Below are 17,667 nucleotides of genomic sequence, written 5' to 3'. Positions count from 1 at the left end.
GACTCGAAACGGGACTGGTCCATGCGCCGAAAGTGACCCGATTGCGCCGCCAAGACCAGCGCCGGAGCGGCGAATGAGAGGATCGTGCAGGATTTCGCGAGGATCGGCGGCGCGGCGTTGCGCAGCGGGCCCCACATTCATTGCATGGCGCGCATCACTGCCGCGCCGCTTCAACACAAGGACAGCATTCATGCGCTATCGTCGTCTCGGCCACAGCGGCCTTTTTGTTTCCGAGCTTTGCCTCGGCACCATGACCTTCGGCGGCGCCGACGACATGTGGGGCCAGGTCGGCAAGCTCCGGCAGGAGGAGGCCGATGCCCTGCTGAAAACCGCGCTCGACGCGGGCATCAACTTTATCGACACCGCCAATATCTATGCCAATGGCCGCAGCGAGGAGATCCTCGGGCAATCGCTGAAATCGCTGGGGGTGCGCCGCGAGGATGTGGTGATCGCCACCAAGGTGCTGGGCCCGATGGGCGACGGCCCGAACGCGCGCGGCGCCTCGCGGGGACATATCCTCGATCAGGCCAAGGCCAGCCTGTCGCGGCTCCAGCTCGATCATATCGACCTCTACCAGATCCACGGCTTCGATCCGGCCACGCCGATCACCGAGACGCTGGAGGCGCTCGACACGCTGGTCCGGCAGGGCCATGTCCGCTATCTCGGCCTGTCGAACTGGGCCGCCTGGCAGGTGGTAAAGGCGGTGGGCATCGCCGAGGCGCGGCGTTTGGCGCCCATCGTCTCGCTTCAGGCCTACTATACGCTGGCGGGCCGCGATCTGGAGCGCGAGCTGGCGCCAATGCTGCTCGCCGAAGAAATCGGGCTGATGGTCTGGAGCCCGCTCGCCGGCGGATTCCTGTCGGGCAAGTTCGACCGCGAGGGCAAGACCGCCGAGGGCCGTCGGGTGAATTTCGACTTCCCGCCGGTCGACAAGGAACGCGCCTATGACGCCATCGACGTGATGCGGGCCATCGCTGTCGACAAGGGCTGCACCGTGGCGCAGGTGGCACTGGCCTGGCTGCTGCACCAGAAGGTGGTGACCAGCGTCATCCTCGGCGCCAAGCGGGTCGAACAGCTTGCCGACAATATCGGCGCGGCGGATGTCTCGCTGAGCGGCGAAGAGCTCGAGGCGCTCGATGCGGTGACCCGGCTGCCGGCGGAATATCCCGGCTGGATGATCGAGCGTCAGAGCGAATATCGCGGCGAGCTGATGCAGGACACGTCGCGATAAGCCACTCACGCGCCCGCCCTGGGACGGGCGGGCGCCCGTTGCACATATATATGTGTCACGCACACACATATATATGTGCGCCGCGCCTCCGGCCCCTCAGTCGAGCGAAACGAGGATACGCGCGATCTTTGCCGGATCGTATTTCGCCTCTCCCTCGCGCTTCAGCGGCAGGCGGATGCAGGGGATACCATGGCGCGCCGTGACCTCGGCGCACGCTGCCTCCGGCACCGAGCTGTCGCAGATCACATGGGTCATCAGCCGCGCCGCCGGCACATCGCCGCCTGCATCTTCGCGCAAGGGCGCCAGGATCGCCGCGACCTGATCGGCGAGGCTGTGGCCAAGCGCCTCCGGATCCGCGCCGAGGCTCGGCAGATAGGCTTTCGGCACGCGCCGCGCGGCGATGGCCTTGCCCACCCCCGCCGGCAGCAGATTGGCGATGACGCTGGAATAGAGGCTGCCCGGCGGGTAGCAGATCACATCCGCCTGCTCGATCAGCTTGCGGTTCCGCTTCGGCAGGGTCACGCGCGCCACCGGCCCGCCGCCTTCGCCGTCGCTCAGGAAGCAGCGCGCAATCGGACTGTCGAGCGCCGGCGCCTCCTTGCCGCTGATGAGGCGCTGGCTGACCACGCGCCGCCCGTCGGCGAGATCGACGCCCAGATGCAGATTCTCGTCGACGATGGCACGCACGGTGCCGCGCACATCGACCATCTTGGACATCAGGAACAGCACCGGCTCCAACGCCCGCCCGTTGTCGAGATAGCCGCCGGCGAGGATCAGGTTGCCGATGCTGGCATTGCGGTAATCGAACCCTGCCGGCACTTCGGCGGCGAAACTGCCGAGCAGCGAGCGGATGAGCTGGCGCATCGGCTTGGGAATCGCCGCGATCAGCGGGTGCTTGCCCGAGAGCATGCGCGCCACCTCGGCCTCCAGCGCCTGGGATGGCGCGTCCTTCGGCAGACGGTGGCTGAAGAGCGCATAGACATCGGGCTGGCCGAGCACGGATTCGTCCGCCAGCGCCATCAGCCGGCTGCGCAGATCGCCGACGGCGGGCATGTCGAAGGCGCGCCGCAGTACCTGCGAGCTGCCGCCGCTGTCGAAGGGTGTAATAAGATGCATGGAGTTGAATGTGAATTGCTTCAACTGCCGCGAAATCCCGTTGAGCGCGCTGCCGCCGCTGAAGAACAGGATACGCGGCCCGAGATGCGGCGTGCTCTGCGCCCGCGCCACCCGCAGATCGTCGGGAAGCCGCAATTCGCGCTCCACATGCAGCGATGTCATGGCAAATTCATCTCCGGCTGGTCGAAGGGGGCCGATTACAGCTTTTCACACCGGGCACATAACGCGCATATGACCCTTATGATACCTGACGATTACATACGACCGGCAGTTCGCGCTGTCATCCGCCGGGGGCCGCTGGTGCTCGTGCAGGTGAAAGCGTGGCCTTCGGGACACCGCTATCTCACCCTGCCCGGCGGACGGCAGGAGATCAGCGAGACCATGCAGGAGTGTCTGCTGCGCGAATGCCGCGAGGAAATCGGCGTGGCGCCGGTGATCGGCGATGTGCTGCATGTGGCCGATGTGCTGCGCGAGGGCCCCGGCGCGCGGCGTTTTCTGGTCGAGACGCTCTTTGCCTGCGCCGTGCCGGAAAGCTACGTGCCGCGGATGGGCAGCAAGCCCGACAAGCGCCAGATCGCGACGGAATGGGTGGACCCGACCGAGACCGGCGCGGCGTTCTTTCCGCGCTACGATCTCGCGCTGAGCCGCGCCGATGCGCCGGTCTATCTGGGAAGGCTGAGCTGTGCCCCTGCCTGACGCGGTCGAAGAGAACATGTCCTTCCTGCTGGCCGAGCTCGACGGGCAGCTGACCCGGCTGATCGGCTATTTCGAGGCGCCGCGCCGCGAGACCGCGCTGCAACTGGTGCAACGGGCGGGCTATTCGCACAACCTTTCCGCGCGCGTGCGCAAGGCCTGCCTCGCGGCGATGATGCGCGGCAAACGCGCCGAGGCAAAGCGGCTCCGTCTCCAGGGCGCCGATACCATCGCGCGCAATCTCGATCTCATCTCGCGGCTGGGCCGGCGCGCCGTCGATCATGCCGAGCGCGCCGAGCGGCAGAAGCTGCTGCGCCCCCAGACCTATGTGACCCCGCTCAAACGGGTGCGCGCGACGGTGGCGCGCATCGGCGAGGCGCTGCGGGACGGCGACAGCAAGCTTGCGGTGGAGATCGGCGAGGCCCGCGCCGAGCTCGGCGGGTTCCACGACCGGCTGTTCCGCACCTATACCCGCGACATGCAGGGCACCAAGCATACCGAGGACCTCGCCCACGGGCTGCTGGTGCTGAACGAGATCCACCGCATGGGCGAGGCGCTTCTGGCGATCAGCGAGGCGCTGTTGTCGATCAATATCGGCCAGTCCGTGCAGTTCGAGCGCTATTTCACCCTGCGCAGCGTGCTCGACGGGGTTGCCCGCGACGAGGAGATCAGCCTCCAGCCGCTGGCCGAGACGCGCTCGGGCAGCGCCATCTCCAGCCTAAGCCTGCGCAACGGCAAGGGCGAGACGGTGACGGCGGTCTTCAAGGACGGCGACCGGCGCAAGGTCAAGGAAGAGCGCGTCGGGGTGAAGAGCTGGAATTCGGTCTATCCCGGCCTCGCGCCCGAGATCCTGTCATATGAGCGGCGCGGCAAATCGGCGGCGCTGCTGATCGAGCATCTGGAGGGCGAGACCTTCGAGGATATCGTGCTTGGCGCCAGCGACGCGGCGCTGGCCGAGGCGCAGAAGGCGCTGCACAAGACCGTGGGCGATATCTGGCGCCAGACCCGCACCGACGAGCCCGCCGAGATGAAGGCGATGGAGCAGCTCGCCAGGCGCATGAAGGATGTCTACCGCCTGCATCCCCGCTACGCCCGCGGGGCGCAGAGCGTGAACGGCGTGACGGTCAAGAGCTTCGACGCGCTGATCGCCGCCGGCGCCCGGCGCGAGGCGACGCTGGCGGCGCCGTTCTCGGTCTATATCCATGGCGATTTCAATCTCGATAACGTCATCTACGATCCGGTGGGCCGCAAGATCCGCTTCATCGACCTGCACCGTTCGCGCTATATGGACTACGTGCAGGATGTCTCGGTCTTCATGGTGTCGAACTACCGGCTTCAGGTGCTCGATGCCGGCACCCGCGCCCGCATCGCCCGGGTCGCCACCGACATGCACGGCATGGCGGCGAAATTCGCCCGACGGCAGAAGGATCCGACCTTTGAATACCGGCTGGCGCTGGGGCTGGCGCGCTCGCTCGCCAGCTCGACGCGCTTTGTCGTCGACAAGGACCACGCGCGCCGGATGATGCTGCGCGCCCGCTATATTCTCGAAACCGCGCTGGCCGTGCCCGAGGGCAAGGAGGCGCGGTTCAGACTGCCCATAAGGAACCTGTTCAGTGACTAAGAGGATCGGGGTCATAGGCACCCCCGGAAAATGGTCGACCGAGGCGCTGGCCGACGCGCTTCAGGCGCGCACCGGCCACAGGCTGGTGATCGACATGGCACGCGCGGTGCTGGATCTCGACGCCGGCACGCTGCTCTGCGACGGGGTCGATCTCTGCGCGCTCGACGGGCTGGTGCTGAAGAAGATCGCCGAAGACTACAGCCCCGACGCGCTCGACCGGCTGGAGATGCTGCGCATGGCCGAGGCCGCCGAGGTGCGGATCTTCAGCCCGGCGGAGAATGTGCTGCGGCTGATGGACCGGCTGGCCTGCACCATGACGCTGCGCGTGGCGGATATCCCGATGCCGCCCACCACGATCAGCGAGGACGAGACCGCCGCCCGCGCCGCCCTCGCGCGCTACGGCGCGGCGGTGTTCAAGCCGCTCTTTTCCACCAAGGCGCGCGGCATGCTGCTGCTGGAAGACGGCGACCCGGATGCCGATGCGCAGATCGCCGCGTTCCGGGCGGAGAACCCGGTGATGTATATCCAGAAGAAGGCGGATCTCTCCGGCCACGACCTTGGCATGGTGTTTCTCGACGGGCGCTATCTCTGCACCTATGCGCGGGTCAGCCAGACCGGAAGCTGGAACACCACGATCCATTCGGGCGGCAAATACGCGCCTTACGATCCGAGCCCCGAGCTGATCGAGCTGGGCCGCCGCGCGCAGGCGCCCTTCGGGCTCACCTTCACCACCGTCGACATCGCGCTGACGCCGGAGGGGCCGATCGTCTTCGAGGTCTCGGCCTTCGGCGGCTATAGCGGCGCGCAGAAGGGTTGCGGCATCGACGCCGCAGCGCTGGTGGCCGAGCATGTGCTGGCGGAGGTCTCGACATGAGAAATGCCGCCGATGTACTCGCCCGGCTCGATCTCGCCCCGGCGCAGAGCGCCGCGCCCTTTCACCTTGATGTCGGCGCGGTCACCCTCTCTGTCTATTGTCCCGGTACGCTGCGCGACGCGCTGACCGCCTATTTCGCCGACGCGCTGAGCGACACGCCCGGAGACATCGCCGTGCATCTGCTGCCCGGGCAGGCGCTGGCGGCCGAGCCCGACTGGACCGCCTGGCAGCGCGAGCCCGGCAAAGCGGGCCGCAAGGATGCGATCTGCGATCTCGAGGGCGCGCGGCTGATCCGCAAGGTGCGCAGCGGCGTCACCTTCCTTCAGGCGCCCGATGCGGCGATGGCCTTCGGCCCGCTGGAGGACAATGTCAGCACGGTGATCAATTTCATCAACACGCAGATCCTCTCCGCCTGCCTGCGGGACGGCTGGCAGCTCTGCCATGCGGCGGCGGTGACGCGCGAGACGCGCACGCTGGCCATTGCCGGGCTCTCGGGCGGCGGCAAATCCACCTCGATCCTGCGGATGATGGAGATCCCCGGCACACGCTTTGTCAGCAATGACCGGGTGCTGATCCGCGCCGGCGATCCGCCGCAAGCGCTGGGGATTCCCAAGCATCCGCGCATTAACCCCGGCACCATCCTCGGCAACCCGCGCCTGCACGGCATACTCTCGCCCGAACGGCGCGCCGAGCTTGCCGCGCTGCCGCCCGCCGAGCTCTGGGCGCTGGAGGAGAAACACGACCTGATCGTGCCCGAGATCTACGGCCCCGGCCGCATCCGCTACGACGCGCCGCTCAGCGATTTCTGGGTGCTGAACTGGCAGCATGGCAGCGACGCGCCCACGCGGCTTACTGAGGTGAGTATCGCGGACCGGCCCGACCTGCTTGGCGCCATCATGAAAAGCCCCGGCCCGTTCTACCAGCATCGCGACGGGCCTTTCGAACCGAACGGCAATACCCCCGATCCCGCCGGCTATCTCGCGGCGCTGGCGGGGGTGCGGGTCTTCGAGGTCTCGGGCCGCGTCGATTTCGACGCGCTTGCCGATCATGGCCGGCAGCTCTTCGATGGCTGAGCCCGCCTATATCGCCTTCCTGCGCCACGGCGCCTATCACCAGCGCCCCGGCGCGCCCTCCGCCCGCCAGCCTTTCCCGCTCACCGAGGAGGGGCTGGCCCAGGCCCGCGCCGGGGCCGACATGCTGGCGGCGATGATTGCAGAGCATAATCTCTCTCCTGCCCCGGTCATCCATTGCTCCCACCAGCTCCGCGCCTGGCAGACCGCCGATGCGCTGCGCGACGGGCTGCGCGCACATGGCCTCGCCGTGACCGAGATCAAGGAGACCCCGGCGCTGGCCGAGCGCGGCCTCGGCAGCGCGGCAAACCTGACGGTGGAGGAAATCGAGGCGGTGCTGCGCGACGACCCCCGCTATGGCCCGCCACCCCCCGGCTGGAAATCCAACAGCCACTATCGCCTGCCGCTGGAAGGTGCCGAAAGCCTCACCGAGGCAGGCCGGCGCGTGGCCCACCACCTGCAAGCGATCGCCCGGCCCGGGATGCTCACGATCCATGTCGGCCACGGCGCCTCGTTCCGCCATGCCTGCCACCATCTTGGCCTGCTGGCGCTTGACGACATCCCGAAGCTTTCCATGTTTCATGCAAGACCGTCACTGATCTGTCACGACAGCGATGGTAGATGGCGTCATTTGGCCGGGGAATGGAAGGTCAGGGCCAAAGGCGAGGCCCCGATCGACTGACGGGATCCGGCCGCGTTGGAAAGGCCCGCTCTTGACCTATCAGCCGCATCTCCGCCCGCCAGCCGCGCCGCTGCTGCCGCCCATGTTCGACACCGACTCCTGCCTTGCCGACCTGCCGCGCGATCTCGCGCCCTGGCCCGGCACGCAGGCGCATCCGCAGATCTCCGCCTGTCTCGACCGCGCCCGCGCCCATGGCGGCTGGCGCTGGCCCGAACGTCCGGTGATCTTCGTCTCCGATCCGCATGCGGATGCCGAAGGCTTCCTGCGCTCGCTGATCGCCGGCGGCGTCATCCGCCGCGAACGCGGGCGCATCGCGCTGACCGCCTTCGGCAAACAGGCGCGGATCGTGCTCGGCGGCGACAGTCTCGACAAGGGGCCGAGCAACCTCGCCCTGCTCGACGCGCTCGCCGCGCTGCGCGCCACCGGCGCCGAGCTGCATATCCTCGCCGGCAATCACGATCTGCGCATGCGGATGGCGGTGGCGGCACTGCGTGGCCCGCGCGCGGCGTTGACCGAACATCTCTTTGCCCGCATGGGCCGCAAGATCCTGCCGGCGCTGCGCGAGGTGCGCGACCGCTTCGTCACCGATGCCGATCTTACCGCCCTGCCCGATGAGGAACGCTGCCGCGCCCGCCTGCTGCCCGGACCGGACTGGCCCGCGCGTTTCGCCCGCGCGGCTGAGGCCGAGCTACATCCGAAGCTCATCGACAAGGAAATCGCCAAGCTCACCGAAAAGCTCGGCAAATTCGACCGCGACCGCGCCCGCAGCGGGCTGAGCTGCCGCGACATCCTCGCCGCCGCGCTCAAGTGCCACGAGGTGTTCTTCGAACCCGGCGGCGCCTATGCCTGGTTCTACGACAGTATGGATGTGGTGCTGCGCAGCGGCTCTCTGCTCTTTGTGCATGCCGGGCTCTGCGACATCATGTGCGCCCTGCTGGCGACCGAGGGGCCGTCGGCGGTCAACGCAAGCTACCGCGCCGAGGCCGAGCGCGCCTCGCTCGGCTTCTATTTCGGCCCGCTCGCCAATCTGGTGCGCACGAAATACCGCGCCTCCGATTGCGACCTGACGGATCGCGGCGTCACCGCGCTGCACCGCGCGGGCATTCACATGGTGGTTCAGGGCCATGTGAACAGCCATAGCGGCCAGCGGCTGCTGGCCAAGCGCGGGCTGTTGCATCTGGAGGGCGATGTCACGCTCGACCGCGCCTCCCGCGCGCTCGAAGGGCTCGACGGCATCGGCGCCGGCGCGACCTTGATCTTTCCCAGCGGGGATGTGATCGGTCTGAGCCGGGATTACCCGGCGGCGAAACATTTCGCCCCCGAGCGCATGAGCTGAAACAGGAGAGCCGCGTGGCCGACGAAAACCGCCGCTTCACCCACGAGTCGCTTCAGGACGCGAAGACGATCAAGACCCTGCTCTCGGCGCTGTCCAAGGGCTTTTCGAAGGGCGAGATGCATCTGGGCGACGGCGAGGAAGAGCTTGTTCTGAAGACCGCCGACCTGCTGAACCTGCGGATCAAGGCCGAACGTGAAGACGGCCGCTGCGAGGTCAGCCTGCGGGTCTCCTGGGCGGATCCGGAGGCGCCGGTTCAGCGCAAGGGCAGTCCGCGTATCGAGAGCTGACATCGTGCTTTCCGGCAGCTGAACGCGACTCTGTTGCGCTTGTACTGTGACAGACATTCTTTCAGTGATGCCGGAAGAGGCGGAATGACCTCGGAAGTATCCGGATGGGCCTTGTAAAAAAGGCGTTTGGGGAGGATTCGGGCGCTCCGTGGGCGCTGTGCAGGATGTCTTTCAGTAGACCGGAAAACGGGCCTGAAAGGGCGATGCAGAGCTGTTTGACGGTGACGCGTGCAAAGGCGGCCGGGAGCGTGTCAGAGCCCATGAAACAAGGCGTTTGAGGCGGATCTTGCAGGATCTTCAGCGCCGCCGCCAAGTGTCGGAACATGCAAACGGCGTTGCATGTTGCCATGAGGCGTTGCATGTTCCGAAAAGCCGTTAAGCATCAGCATCTTGAGTGTGGGGCAGAGCGCCGCGCCCTGCCGCCGAACATGCAACGGATTTTCGCGGAAACGCCAGCCCTAAAGCCCTGACAGGTCACCGCTCGAAATTGGAGTATAGACCAGAGCGTCTGGCTCTAGGCTGGCGGGCACATGGATGTATCGCACGTTGTTACCCGAAGCCTCATCCCGCCAGAACCAGATTTGTTCCGGACCTCTGATGGCGGTTGGCTCCATGTCCGGTGCTCCGTATTGATCCTGCAACATCATAAGCACGCTGACACTGTCCTTGCCTGCGAACCTGAAGATTACGCCGGAAAGTTGGTCCTCGTGAAATGCGAAGCTAACGTATCCGTGCAAACCCATTGCAGCGTAAGATCCATTGATCATGACCCTTCCAAAGGGGGTATCGGCCCCTGTTGCACTAAGTTTGAGATCAGCCATGTCAGGACCAGCGGCAACCACCTGATCTGGCGCATCCCCCCAAGACGTATACTGCCAATCCGCAGCGCAGACTTGTGGTGATAGCCATGCGCTTAAGAGCAGGCCGCAAGAAAATACCTTACGTGACACCTTAGTTCGAGACATGGTCTTCACTCCTTACTCGTATGCCCCCACCACATCACCTTGCCGATGATGGAGAGGGTTTGCACGTCGGTAAATTCAGGGCCATGATCTGGATTGTCGGACAGAAGAATGACCTGGTCTTCGCGAGGGCGCTCAATGCGCTTCACGCGAGCGGCGCCATCGTCGAGGATCGCATAGATCGGGCTGCGGCGTCGGGACGAAGTCCCACCTCGTATCGCGACTTCGGTCCTTGTCGTATCAATCAGCACCATGTCACCAGCCCAGATAGTCGGCTGCATGCTGTCGCCAGCAACGCGGGCTAGTGCCGCATTCGTAGGCGCCACACCGATCCTTCGAAGCCAATCCCTGCGGAAGGCCAGGTAGTCTACTATCTCTTCCGTACCATTTTCCCAACCGGCCCCAGCCGCGAGACTGGCTTCGTGAAGAGGAACGTTGGCGAAGGCACCCTCTGGCGGTGGTGGTGGTGGCATACCCGTCTCGCGCGGCGGGCCGATATAAATTTCCAGTCCCAGTGCAGCGCAAACATCCGCAACCTTTGCCAGAGTTGGGCCAGCTTTCTTGCTATCCGGTTTAACCGGCGCACGCAAAATGTTCCTCAGTGTGTCCGCTGGTAAGCCAAAGCGCTGCTCCGCCGCGTACGGACGCAACTTGAGCTCTGCGAGCTTGGCTTCGATTGCCTGAATCAGCTGATTTTGCGCGTCCATTGATTCGGTATTGTTACCGAAAATAATCTTGCTTGACTATCGGTATCGTTACCGTGCATGATATGCGGTAACGATACCGAGGCGAACATGAGCACACAGGACATCTCAACGATCTCAGCGCTTGCAGGAGCGTACTCGGCACATACCGGCCTAAAGGAGTCGACCGTGTCCACATACGCGCTGGGTGATGGAAAGCGGCTCCGGCTCTACCGCAAAGGTAAGGCCGACATGACGACTGCTCGCTTAGCGAAAACGATCCGCTGGTTTTCGGAGAATTGGCCCGCCGATCTGGAATGGCCGCAGGACATCCCTCGCCCGTCGAAATCCAAGCCTCAGGAGGCAGCGTGATGGCTGCCCCTGTGATCCGTCCCGAATTGTCGCAGGCGCTTTGCGAGCTGCGCGGCAGCATGGCTGTCCTGAGGCTGGCGATGCATTCCCTGCCACCGGACCGCGCCCGCCAAGCCCGCTCTCCCGAACACGGTCGGGCGGCTGACGATCTTCGTGCGCTTGACCGAGCCTATACCGAACTCACCGGCGTGATCCTCAAGGAGGCCAATGGCCCGGCATATCGAGGCCCGCTTTACGAGTGGCGTAGAGGGGCTTTCGGGGTGCGCAAGTCCACTCTGAGCGCCCTGGAGCGCGTGCGGCGCGGTGCGGTGGGGTTTCATCCCCTGACAGCGCATGTGGGGCGCCACTACTTCGCGTCGATCTGGCCGGCAGGCGCGGCCTGGCCTGCCGGGATCGACCGCCCGTTCATCCCCGAAGGAGAGGTGTCGTGATGGCCGAGTGTTTCGAAGGCGAATTCGCCAGAGCGGTCGCGCATATCGAGGGATCTGAAGACCCCTGGACCGCGCTCCGCGACATTCTCGCAGAGCGCGGCAGACGCAACGAAGAGCTGGGAGGCGACGACGCGTTCATTGCTCTGATTGTCGCGCTGGTCTTGCAGATCAATCTTCCCGTGACGGGGGGATCTCGCCGATGACCTTTAGGGCGCCTCTTGCCAGGGCCGCGCTTGGCCCACTGCCGTCTCCAGACCCGCTCGCAGTCTTTTCAAGCTCCAGCTTGATGGCGTCGAGCGATACCGCCTCTCCTCTGCCTATCAGGCCCAGGACAACTCCGCCGATAGTTGCTTTGGCCATGTCCGGGTTTTTGCCGATGTCTGCCATCAGCTCGTCGAGTTTGGGGAGGGGTTTCTTTTCGTTCGGCTTCTTCATTCGAACAGTCCTTGGGTGGTTTGGGTACTCAGGGGCTCAGGTGGCGGGGGGTGCTGGTTACACCTCTCGCCGCCGCAAAACCGAAACTGACCTGAGTCGCGGCCGGGAGGCCCGGGGGTCCAGTTTAGGGGGTGTCGTTCCCCGCCAAGCTGCTGCCGTTGCCCCGCGTGAGCCCGCCTGGCCTGCCGGGATCGAGCGCCCGTTCATTCCCGAAGGAGAGGTGTCGTGATGGCTGAGAACAACAAGAAAAGCACTGTAGAACCGCAGCCCGCGTCACTCGTCACCGTAAGGGTCATGGATATCCCATCGGGTGCTGAGAGGAGATCGAGCGACGCGAATGCCGATGTCGTTCCCGTCGGGCATAAAGACGCGGCTTTTACAGCGCGCGCATTCAAAGGTGTTGTGCGCGACCGGTTGCAGGAAAGATATGACCTGTTTCTCATAACACTCTGCACACACGCAATGAATGGGATCTCCATCGGCGTGAGATGCCTTGAGCTCGCGAACAAGCGACCCCTGTTCCGTCCGCTTGAGCATGTATCGGTCGGCATTGCGCTCAAAGCGCTCGATGCGTCGCTGTTCCTCGCTAAGCTGTCCAACCGCGCTTTGCATCGTCAGCTGTTGGGCCTGCAATCTGATGAGTTCGTCGAGAAGCTGAGAGACTGTTTGGCGGAGGGCGGTGGTGTCGACGTCGGGCTTGTCGACGACCTCCTTGATGCTGTTTCCGAGGTCGACAGCCCCCTTTGCTGTCCCGATCGCGGCCTTGGTCAGTGAGACGAGTGTCGTGATGGTCTCCAGCATTTCGAATCATCCTTTTCTGGTTCTGGCAGAAGGGGGTGTAGGAGCCGGGAGGCGCTGGCACGCCTTCCGGTTCCGCAAAGGGTCCCCGAGTCGCATAGCACAAAATCTGGGGGGTCGCATGAGCTTTGCGCCCAACATCCGTCTCCGCCGGGCTGCTGCCGTTGTCCTGCGTGAGCCCGTCAGGCCGCGCGCCGCACCTGCTCGCTCGTGTGGCCTGGCGCAAGCCCTTTTCCCGCGCTTTTCCTTCGGAGGTTTCACATGCTGACCTGTCATGCCGATGTAATTCAGCGAGCCCGCGAGGTCGGGCAGATGCTTCCGGATGAACAGCGTGTTGCCCTGGGCGTGACCCTGATCTGCATGGCCCGCCAGCCGGAAAGCTTCGGCGCGGTGCAACGTGCCGGGCGCATGGTCAGCGATCACGCCAATGCGCTGACCGCCGAGGCGCTGCATGCCGGCGCTGATGAAGCCCCGTTTCTCGATATGACGATCGACACCACTCACGGACCTGTCTTCGATCGTCACCCCGGCGGCCGAGGCACCGCCGGGGCGCCCAGGCCGCGCCTCTCCTCCTCCCTGCGCGCGGCCTGGGCAACTCTTCGCGCTGCTGAGCGGCGGTTTTCCGAAGGTGTCTGGGGCGATCTGCTGGCCGGTATCTGCGCTGTGATCGGAATGATCGGGCTGTCCTTCATCGCATGGGGGCTCAGCTGATGGCCGAACCACGACTGATGCAGAAAACCCGCGTCCGGATCGCCGATGTGGATGCCAGCAAACGCCTGCGGCCGGTGACCGAGGCCGGTGTCGAAAGCCTCATTGCGTCGATCAATGAGATCGGGGTGATGAAGGATGCGATCCATGTGCGCCAGCGCAAGGATGGTGTTCTGGCCCTGATCGCGGGCGGTCACCGCCTGGAGGCGGGGCGGCGCCTTGGCTGGGACGATATCGAGGCGAAGGTCTGGACCGACGTCACCGATGACTGGGCCCGTCTGATGGAGATCGACGACAACCTCGCCGGTGCCGAGATGAACGCGCTCGACACGGCGGTGTTCTTGGCCGAGCGCAAGCGGGTCTATGAGAAGCTGCATCCGGAGACGCGCGCTGAGGCGTTCAAGGGCAACCAGCATACCGGAAAGCTGGCGAGCGACATCGTGTCGTTCGCCACCGCGACTGCCGAGAAATTCGGCATGTCCAAGCGGCAGGTCGAGCGCATCATCGCCGCCGGCGTCGCCCTGGAAGGCGAAGAGGTCGGGCTGCTGCGCCGCGCGCCGCGCCCAGTCACGCTCAAGGATCTGACCGAGATCTCCAAGATCGGAGAAATGGCAGAGCGCCGGCGTGTAGTGCTGACGCTTTTCGACGGGAAGGCGAAATCCGCGACCGAAGCCCGCCGCCATATCGCGCATGAAGAGGGCAAAGCCCCGGCGCCAGTCAACCCGACGGACAAGGCGTATCAGGCGCTTGCCGAGGCTTGGAGGCGGGCGCCGGCGGCGGCTCGGCGGCGGTTCCTGGAGGAGTTCGGCCAGGACGTGTCGGAGCTGATGCCGAAGCCGGAGGTCGCCGCCGAATGACGCTGACCCCGACCAAGGAATGGTGGACCGCCGCCGAAATCGCCGCCCAGGCACTGCCCGACCTCGCGAATTCCCGTCAGGGGGTTGAGGCACAGGCAAAGCGCGACGACTGGCGCGCACATCCAGAGCATGCTCGCAAACGGGCGGGCCGTGGCGGCGGCTGGGAGTACCACTGGCGCCTCTTTCCCTCGCGGGCACAGCGCGAGCTGATCGGACGCGCGACCGCACCGACGTCCGAGGGCGGCTCGACCGGGCGAGAAGACGTTTGGGCGTGGTTCGACGGGCTGCCGGAGAAGACCAAGGACAAAGCACGCTGCAACTTGCGTATCGTGCAGGAGGTCGAGACCTCTTGCCGCGCGATGACGAAGAACCTTGCCGTCGGGATGGTTGCCAGCCAGCACGGGTGTAGCGAGCGGACGATCTGGAACCTCTACAGGCGGATCGAGGGCGTGGATCCGGCGGACTGGCTGGCCTATCTCGCGCCAAAACACCGCGCCTCCTCGAAAAAGGGCGTGACCGCCAGGGCCTCGGCCGAGTTCTTCGATCTGCTGAAGGGCGATTATCTCCGCCTCGGGCCGCACAGCTTCACCAGCTCCTATGAGCGCGCGGTGAAAATCTGCAAAGCCAAGGGACTGGCCTATCTGACCCCGCGCACCGCGCGGCGCTGGTTCGATCAGAACGTTCCGCGTGTGACCCAGGTGTTTGCACGCGAGGGTGAAGCCGGGCTTGCGAAGTGCTTCCCGCCCCAGATCCGTGACCGCTCGACGCTGACCGCGCTGGAGGGGGTCAATGCGGACTGCCACAAGATCGACGTCTTCGTGCAGTGGCCGGGGATCGAGAAGCCGGTGCGGCCTCAGATCGTGGGGTTTCAGGATCTTTATTCGAACAAGATCCTGTCGTGGCGCGTCGATCTCGACCCGAACAAGGTGGCGGTCATGTCGGCCTTTGGCGAGCTGGTCGAGACCTGGGGCATTCCGCACCATTGCCTCTTCGACAATGGTCGGGAATTCGCGAACAAATGGCTGACCGGCGGCGTGCCGACGCGGTTCCGCTTCAAAATCCGGGACGACGATGCGCTCGGCGTGCTGCCGCAGATGGGCATCCAGATCCACTGGGCCCAGCCAGCGCACGGGCAAGCCAAGCCGATTGAACGGGGGTTCCGCGATTTTGCCGATCGGATTGCGCTCGATCCGCGTTTTGCGGGGGCCTATGTCGGCAAGCGGCCCGATGCAAAGCCGGAGGACTACGGATCGCGGGCGATCCCGCTGGAGGATTTCCTGCGCGTTCTCGATGAGGGCATTCGCGATCACAATGCGCGTCAGGGCCGTCTGACGGATACCGCCAAGGGCCGCAGCTTCGACGACACCTTTGCCGAAAGCTATGCCAGCGCGCCGATCCGCAAGGCGACGCCGGAACAGCACCGGCTTTGGCTTATGGGACAGGAGGTGCGCAAGCTGCACCGCACCCATGGCGAGCTGACGCTGCACCGGAATAAGTATTGGGCCGACTGGATGAACGAACACGCGGGCGAGAAGGTGGTCGCGCGCTTCGATCCGGAGAACCTGCACGCCGGGGTCTACATCTACTCTCTGGCTGGCGCGTTTATGGGCATGTCTGAGTGCAGCCAGAAGGTCGGGTTCTTCGACCTCGTCGGCGCCAAGCTCCACGCCAAGGTGAAGCGTCAGCGCAGGAAAGCCGAAAAGGCCCTGCTCGACGCCATGCGGCCCGTCTCGGTGCAGGACATCGCGGCGGAGCTCGACCGTCTGCCCCAGCCGGAAACCCCGCTTGTCGAGGCCAAGGTGGTGGAGATGGCGCCCGCGCGCCATCGCAAACCGCTGGTGCAGAGATCGCTGCCGGTGCCGGATACGGCGGCGGACGAGCGCCTGAAGGTGTTCACCGCCGAGTTTGGCAAGCCGAAACCCGCTCCCGAGGCCAAGACCGAGACTGCAGAAGATCGGTTCCGCCGTGCGCTGGATATCGAGCGGCGGTCTGAGGCCGGCGAGCCGATTTCGGAGGAGGACGCCGAGTTCCTGTCGCGAATGCAGAAGCTCCCGAAATACCGGGCTCAACGGCTGAGCTACGACAGCTGGGGTGATCAGGCGATCAACTGACAAAGGAGCCGCCGGGGGTGTGCTGACCCCACGGCGGCATGACGAAGCAAGGAGAAGATGATGGACGGAGCAGGAATGGTCAACAGGGTGACGACAGTCGCGCCACTGCGCAATGTGATGCTGCTGACGGAGCTGATCGAACGGGTTCGGAACCGCGACGACGATCTGCCGGGCATGGCATGCTTTTCGGGGCCGAGCGGTCTTGGGAAAACCAAAGCCGCCGCATGGAATGCCAATCAATACGATTGCTGCCATGTCGAAATGAAAGAGAGCTGGTCGGCGCGGAAGTTCGCTTCGAAGATCGTCGAGGCCATGGGGATAGAGCCGCGTGGCACCATCGGCGATATGGTCGAGCAGGCCGGCGAGGAGCTTGCCAAATCCGGCCGCCCGTTGCTCCTTGATGAGGCGCATCTTCTCGCGAAACCCCGCTTGATCGGGATCGTGCGCGATCTCTACGAGAGCTCCGCTGGGGGGACGGTCATCCTGATCGGGGAGGAGATGCTCCCGCAGACGCTCGCCCGCTGGGAGCGCGTTCACAACCGGATGCTGGACTGGGTGCAGGCGCAGCCCTGCGATCTGCGCGAAGCTGGCCTGCTCGCGCGGCTGAAATGCCCCGGACTTGAGATCTCCGATGAGGTCTTGCAACTGATCCTTGAGAGGTCGCAGGCTCGTGCGCGGCGGATCGTCGTGAACCTGCGCAAGCTCTCCGAACACGCGCTGAGCGAGGATCTGACGGTCATCGGTATGGCCGATGTGAAAGACGTCGAGTTCTTCACCGGAGAAGCCCCGCGTCCGAGGGGGAATATCTGATGACACAGGCAGGAAAGAGCGGGCGCAGACCCGCCAGTGCAGGCACGCCCGGGCGCCAGGAGATCTGGCAGGCTATCCGCAAGAAATCGGATGCATTCACGGTTGAAGATGTGGTCGCCGCGACCGGCGCCAACCCCAAGACCATCCGTGACTATCTGGGGTGCCTGGTGGCCGGGAGCTATGTCTCGCACGCTGCGGCGGAGGCCCGCGGCCAGTTCTCGACCTATCAGATGCTGCGCGATACGGGGCATCACGCGCCGCGCCTGCGCAAGGATGGCTCGGCGGTCGTGCAGGGCCAGAGCACCGAGCAGCTCTGGCGCAGCATGTGCATTCTCAAGACGTTCACCTATCGCGACCTGATTGAGACTGCCACTGTCGAGATCCCGGAGGGTACGGCGAAGAGCTATTGCTCCATGTTGCTGGCGACCGGCTATCTGCGCGTCCTGAAAAAAGCCGATCCGGCGAAAGGCCAGATCGCGAGCTACTCGCTGATCCGGAACACCGGGCCGAAGCCGCCGCAGGTGCAGCGGGTCAAGCGCATCTACGATCCCAACACCCGCGAAGTGTATATGCCGGAGGGGCGCGAATGA

The 17,667-nt window shown here is 65.0% G+C and carries 21 protein-coding genes (1 of these 21 running past the window's edge); 17 read left to right on the top strand and 4 right to left on the bottom strand.

All coding sequences use genetic code 11. The features are described 5' to 3' along the window. Window positions 1-23, bottom strand: partial view of an AraC family transcriptional regulator gene (locus tag Ga0080574_RS19320; RefSeq protein ID WP_076706064.1) — the 5' end (the start) only. Its footprint begins 883 nt before the window's first position; 23 of the gene's 906 nt are visible here — the first part of the coding sequence; it begins with the start codon at window positions 21-23; its stop codon lies beyond the left edge, outside the window. Between the two features lie 167 nt (window positions 24-190). On the opposite strand from Ga0080574_RS19320, the gene Ga0080574_RS19315 reads away from it, so the two are divergent. Next, complete coding sequence (locus Ga0080574_RS19315) at window positions 191-1,231, top strand: aldo/keto reductase (RefSeq protein WP_076703415.1); 1,041 nt, start codon at window positions 191-193, stop codon at window positions 1,229-1,231. A gap of 96 nt (window positions 1,232-1,327) precedes the next feature. Here the strand turns inward: Ga0080574_RS19315 and Ga0080574_RS19310 are convergent, their stop codons facing one another. Further along, window positions 1,328-2,509 carry a GAK system CofD-like protein gene (locus Ga0080574_RS19310; RefSeq protein ID WP_076703414.1) on the bottom strand — a complete coding sequence of 394 codons (1,182 nt, stop codon included), beginning with the start codon at window positions 2,507-2,509 and terminating at the stop codon, window positions 1,328-1,330. A 69-nt stretch (window positions 2,510-2,578) separates the two neighbouring features. Here Ga0080574_RS19310 and Ga0080574_RS19305 point away from each other — a divergent pair, with 69 nt between their 5' ends. The 7 genes from Ga0080574_RS19305 to Ga0080574_RS19275 are packed head-to-tail and all read left to right on the top strand — an operon-like array spanning window position 2,579 to window position 8,910. After that, window positions 2,579-3,043: an NUDIX domain-containing protein gene (locus tag Ga0080574_RS19305; protein WP_237219288.1), complete on the top strand. Its 465-nt coding sequence runs from the start codon at window positions 2,579-2,581 to the stop codon at window positions 3,041-3,043. Next, window positions 3,030-4,661: a phosphotransferase gene (locus Ga0080574_RS19300; RefSeq protein WP_156876411.1), complete on the top strand. Its 1,632-nt coding sequence runs from the start codon at window positions 3,030-3,032 to the stop codon at window positions 4,659-4,661. Before Ga0080574_RS19305 ends, Ga0080574_RS19300 begins: the two co-directional genes overlap by 14 nt. Continuing rightward, the gene (locus tag Ga0080574_RS19295) at window positions 4,654-5,535 is read left to right on the top strand and encodes a GAK system ATP-grasp enzyme (protein WP_076703412.1); all 882 of its coding nucleotides are present in this window, start codon (window positions 4,654-4,656) and stop codon (window positions 5,533-5,535) included. The genes Ga0080574_RS19300 and Ga0080574_RS19295 overlap by 8 nt, the downstream gene beginning before the upstream one ends. Beyond that, a complete protein-coding gene (locus Ga0080574_RS19290) occupies window positions 5,532-6,608 on the top strand; it encodes an HprK-related kinase B (protein ID WP_076703410.1) in 1,077 nt (358 codons plus the stop codon). Before Ga0080574_RS19295 ends, Ga0080574_RS19290 begins: the two co-directional genes overlap by 4 nt. Continuing rightward, window positions 6,601-7,287: a histidine phosphatase family protein gene (locus Ga0080574_RS19285; protein WP_076703408.1), complete on the top strand. Its 687-nt coding sequence runs from the start codon at window positions 6,601-6,603 to the stop codon at window positions 7,285-7,287. Before Ga0080574_RS19290 ends, Ga0080574_RS19285 begins: the two co-directional genes overlap by 8 nt. A 31-nt stretch (window positions 7,288-7,318) precedes the next feature. Further along, a complete protein-coding gene (locus Ga0080574_RS19280) occupies window positions 7,319-8,623 on the top strand; it encodes a metallophosphoesterase (protein WP_237219287.1) in 1,305 nt (434 codons plus the stop codon). Between the two features lie 14 nt (window positions 8,624-8,637). Continuing rightward, a complete protein-coding gene (locus Ga0080574_RS19275; protein ID WP_076703406.1) occupies window positions 8,638-8,910 on the top strand; it encodes an amphi-Trp domain-containing protein in 273 nt (90 codons plus the stop codon). A 970-nt stretch (window positions 8,911-9,880) separates the two neighbouring features. Here the strand turns inward: Ga0080574_RS19275 and Ga0080574_RS19265 are convergent. Continuing rightward, on the bottom strand, window positions 9,881-10,579 hold the full coding sequence (locus Ga0080574_RS19265; protein WP_076703402.1) for a S24 family peptidase: 699 nt from the start codon (window positions 10,577-10,579) through the stop codon (window positions 9,881-9,883). 87 nt (window positions 10,580-10,666) lie between these two features. Between Ga0080574_RS19265 and Ga0080574_RS26025 the strand changes: the two genes are divergently transcribed. Genes Ga0080574_RS26025 through Ga0080574_RS19250 form a run of 3 tightly spaced genes read left to right on the top strand, consistent with a single transcriptional unit; the run spans window position 10,667 to window position 11,561 of the window. Beyond that, window positions 10,667-10,927, top strand: a complete 261-nt coding sequence (locus tag Ga0080574_RS26025) for a hypothetical protein (RefSeq protein ID WP_076706060.1) — start codon at window positions 10,667-10,669, stop codon at window positions 10,925-10,927. Continuing rightward, on the top strand, window positions 10,927-11,358 hold the full coding sequence (locus Ga0080574_RS19255) for a hypothetical protein (RefSeq protein ID WP_076703400.1): 432 nt from the start codon (window positions 10,927-10,929) through the stop codon (window positions 11,356-11,358). The genes Ga0080574_RS26025 and Ga0080574_RS19255 overlap by 1 nt, the downstream gene beginning before the upstream one ends. Next, window positions 11,358-11,561, top strand: a complete 204-nt coding sequence (locus Ga0080574_RS19250) for a hypothetical protein (protein WP_076703397.1) — start codon at window positions 11,358-11,360, stop codon at window positions 11,559-11,561. Before Ga0080574_RS19255 ends, Ga0080574_RS19250 begins: the two co-directional genes overlap by 1 nt. Here Ga0080574_RS19250 and Ga0080574_RS19245 read toward each other — a convergent pair. Then, window positions 11,527-11,793 carry a hypothetical protein gene (locus tag Ga0080574_RS19245; RefSeq protein ID WP_076703395.1) on the bottom strand — a complete coding sequence of 89 codons (267 nt, stop codon included), beginning with the start codon at window positions 11,791-11,793 and terminating at the stop codon, window positions 11,527-11,529. The genes Ga0080574_RS19250 and Ga0080574_RS19245 overlap by 35 nt on opposite strands. Before the next feature lie 228 nt (window positions 11,794-12,021). Between Ga0080574_RS19245 and Ga0080574_RS26280 the strand changes: the two genes are divergently transcribed. From Ga0080574_RS26280 to Ga0080574_RS19215, 6 genes are all read left to right on the top strand, one after another. Continuing rightward, window positions 12,022-12,567, top strand: coding sequence for a hypothetical protein (locus tag Ga0080574_RS26280; RefSeq protein WP_198039747.1), 546 nt, complete (start codon window positions 12,022-12,024; stop codon window positions 12,565-12,567). Window positions 12,568-12,852: 285 nt separating this feature from the next. Then, entirely contained in the window at window positions 12,853-13,302 is a 450-nt protein-coding gene (locus Ga0080574_RS19235; protein WP_076703391.1) for a hypothetical protein, read from the top strand. Then, window positions 13,302-14,156 (top strand): ParB N-terminal domain-containing protein, encoded by an 855-nt coding sequence (locus Ga0080574_RS19230; protein WP_076706059.1) that lies wholly within the window; start codon window positions 13,302-13,304, stop codon window positions 14,154-14,156. Before Ga0080574_RS19235 ends, Ga0080574_RS19230 begins: the two co-directional genes overlap by 1 nt. After that, complete coding sequence (locus tag Ga0080574_RS19225; protein ID WP_076703389.1) at window positions 14,153-16,267, top strand: transposase domain-containing protein; 2,115 nt, start codon at window positions 14,153-14,155, stop codon at window positions 16,265-16,267. The genes Ga0080574_RS19230 and Ga0080574_RS19225 overlap by 4 nt, the downstream gene beginning before the upstream one ends. A gap of 57 nt (window positions 16,268-16,324) precedes the next feature. Further along, the gene (locus Ga0080574_RS19220) at window positions 16,325-17,077 is read left to right on the top strand and encodes an AAA family ATPase (protein ID WP_076703386.1); all 753 of its coding nucleotides are present in this window, start codon (window positions 16,325-16,327) and stop codon (window positions 17,075-17,077) included. Then, on the top strand, window positions 17,077-17,667 hold the full coding sequence (locus tag Ga0080574_RS19215) for a hypothetical protein (RefSeq protein WP_076703384.1): 591 nt from the start codon (window positions 17,077-17,079) through the stop codon (window positions 17,665-17,667). Before Ga0080574_RS19220 ends, Ga0080574_RS19215 begins: the two co-directional genes overlap by 1 nt.

This window comes from Salipiger abyssi (genome assembly GCF_001975705.1).
Lineage (GTDB): Bacteria > Pseudomonadota > Alphaproteobacteria > Rhodobacterales > Rhodobacteraceae > Salipiger > Salipiger abyssi.
The sequence above is the reverse complement of the archived record's forward strand: the minus strand, read 5'-3'. Positions and strand labels throughout refer to the sequence as shown.

Coding starts and splice junctions, on each gene's coding strand:
- Ga0080574_RS19315 (WP_076703415.1), top strand. CDS start 191: ATGCGCTATCGTCGTCTCGGCCACAGCGGCCTTTTTGTTTCCGAGCTT.
- Ga0080574_RS19265 (WP_076703402.1), bottom strand. CDS start 10,579: ATGGACGCGCAAAATCAGCTGATTCAGGCAATCGAAGCCAAGCTCGCA.
- Ga0080574_RS26025 (WP_076706060.1), top strand. CDS start 10,667: ATGAGCACACAGGACATCTCAACGATCTCAGCGCTTGCAGGAGCGTAC.
- Ga0080574_RS19215 (WP_076703384.1), top strand. CDS start 17,077: ATGACACAGGCAGGAAAGAGCGGGCGCAGACCCGCCAGTGCAGGCACG.
- Ga0080574_RS19310 (WP_076703414.1), bottom strand. CDS start 2,509: ATGACATCGCTGCATGTGGAGCGCGAATTGCGGCTTCCCGACGATCTG.
- Ga0080574_RS19225 (WP_076703389.1), top strand. CDS start 14,153: ATGACGCTGACCCCGACCAAGGAATGGTGGACCGCCGCCGAAATCGCC.
- Ga0080574_RS19230 (WP_076706059.1), top strand. CDS start 13,302: ATGGCCGAACCACGACTGATGCAGAAAACCCGCGTCCGGATCGCCGAT.
- Ga0080574_RS19305 (WP_237219288.1), top strand. CDS start 2,579: ATGACCCTTATGATACCTGACGATTACATACGACCGGCAGTTCGCGCT.
- Ga0080574_RS19250 (WP_076703397.1), top strand. CDS start 11,358: ATGGCCGAGTGTTTCGAAGGCGAATTCGCCAGAGCGGTCGCGCATATC.
- Ga0080574_RS26280 (WP_198039747.1), top strand. CDS start 12,022: ATGGCTGAGAACAACAAGAAAAGCACTGTAGAACCGCAGCCCGCGTCA.
- Ga0080574_RS19245 (WP_076703395.1), bottom strand. CDS start 11,793: ATGAAGAAGCCGAACGAAAAGAAACCCCTCCCCAAACTCGACGAGCTG.
- Ga0080574_RS19220 (WP_076703386.1), top strand. CDS start 16,325: ATGATGGACGGAGCAGGAATGGTCAACAGGGTGACGACAGTCGCGCCA.
- Ga0080574_RS19285 (WP_076703408.1), top strand. CDS start 6,601: ATGGCTGAGCCCGCCTATATCGCCTTCCTGCGCCACGGCGCCTATCAC.
- Ga0080574_RS19255 (WP_076703400.1), top strand. CDS start 10,927: ATGGCTGCCCCTGTGATCCGTCCCGAATTGTCGCAGGCGCTTTGCGAG.
- Ga0080574_RS19235 (WP_076703391.1), top strand. CDS start 12,853: ATGCTGACCTGTCATGCCGATGTAATTCAGCGAGCCCGCGAGGTCGGG.
- Ga0080574_RS19290 (WP_076703410.1), top strand. CDS start 5,532: ATGAGAAATGCCGCCGATGTACTCGCCCGGCTCGATCTCGCCCCGGCG.